At 63.5% G+C, this 1427-nt stretch carries 1 protein-coding gene; it reads left to right on the top strand.

The features are described 5' to 3' along the window. Positions 1-73: 73 nt before the first annotated feature. Positions 74-1354: an integrase catalytic domain-containing protein gene (locus FPZ47_RS27485; protein ID WP_246859917.1), complete on the top strand. Its 1281-nt coding sequence runs from the start codon at positions 74-76 to the stop codon at positions 1352-1354. Positions 1355-1427: the final 73 nt, after the last annotated feature.

Genomic DNA, 1427 nt, shown 5'->3' with positions numbered 1-1427 from the left:
CACGGGAAGTGCCCGCGAAACGCCCTCGGTGCATCACGTAAGAATGCCCGCGAAACGGTGATCCTCGACAGGCATGGGAAGTGGGCTGTCGATGCCGTCTCGGGCCGAGATCACCGCGAAGTTCGCCAAGGCGTACGTGAAGGCCTCGAAGAAGGACAGGGGCCAGATTCTCGACCAGGTGGTGGCGGTCACCGGCTGGTCGCGTGATAATGCCCGCCGGCGATTGAGAGCTGCCGCTCGCCCACCTGGGGCGGGCCGGCAGATCGCCAAACGGGCCCGCCGGCAACGCATGCCGAAGTACTCCTACGACGCGCTCAAGGTGCTGCAGAAGGTCTGGGCGGCCTCGGGTGGGCAGTGCGGCCGCTACCTGGTCGCATCGATGGCCCTGCAGCTGGCAGCGCTGGAACGCCACGGTGAACTCGTCGACGGCCAAGACCGCTACGGCCCGGCCGTTCGTGCCGAACTGTTGGCGATGAGCAGCGCCACGATCGACCGCTACCTGCGGGCGGCGAAGGCACGTGATCAGGTCAAGGGAAAATCGACCACCAAGCCCTCACCGTTGCTGCGGTCGTCGATCAAGATTCGCAAGGCAACCGACGAGGTCGAGGCTGCTCCTGGGTTCTTCGAAGGCGACACCGTCGCGCACTGCGGACCGACGCTCAAAGGTGAGTTCGCCCGCACCCTCAATCTCACCGACATGCATGTCGGCTGGGTGTTCACCCGCACCGTGCGCAACAACGCCCACGCCCACATCCTCGGCGCACTCAAAGCCGGCATCACTGAAATTCCTTATGAGGTAACCGGTTTGGATTTCGACAACGGCACCGAGTTCCTGAACAAGGCTGTCATCAAGTGGGCGGCGGACATGGAGATCTTCTTCACCCGCTCGCGACCGTACAAGAAGAACGATCAGGCCACGATCGAGTCCAAGAACAATCACCTGGTGCGCCGCTACGGGTTCTACTACCGCTACGACACCGACGCCGAGCGCGTGGTGCTCAACCGGCTGTGGAAGCTGGTCAACGACCGATTCAACTACCTGACGCCGACGATCAAACCGATCGGTTACGGCTGCGGACGCGATGGTCGGCGCCGCCGGCTCTACGACGAGCCCATGACCCCACTGGACCGGCTGCTGGCCGCCGGAGTCCTCTCACCCGCCCAGGAATCCGAGCTACTCGCCTACCGCGACAGCCTGAATCCAGTCGCAATCGGCCGTCAGATCGCCGACCTACAGGCCAGCCTGCTCCGGCTCGCCAAAAACAAGACCGAGCAGCTCTACCTCGCCACCATCCCTGCCGCCCTACCCGACGTCAGAGCCGGCATCCGGGTCAAGAACAAGACCGCCAGCTGACCCCGGTTTCGCGGGCATTCCTTACGTGATGCATGGATCAACTTTCGCGGGCATCTTGACGTGATGCATTACG

It is taken from the genome of Mycobacterium helveticum (assembly GCF_007714205.1).
Taxonomy (GTDB): Bacteria; Actinomycetota; Actinomycetes; order Mycobacteriales; family Mycobacteriaceae; genus Mycobacterium; species Mycobacterium helveticum.
Note: the sequence above shows the minus strand (reverse complement) of the source record. Positions and strands in the feature narration are given on the sequence as shown.

Excerpts from the sequence above, each read along its gene's own strand:
- FPZ47_RS27485 (WP_246859917.1), top strand. The coding sequence starts at position 74 with ATGGGAAGTGGGCTGTCGATGCCGTCTCGGGCCGAGATCACCGCGAAG.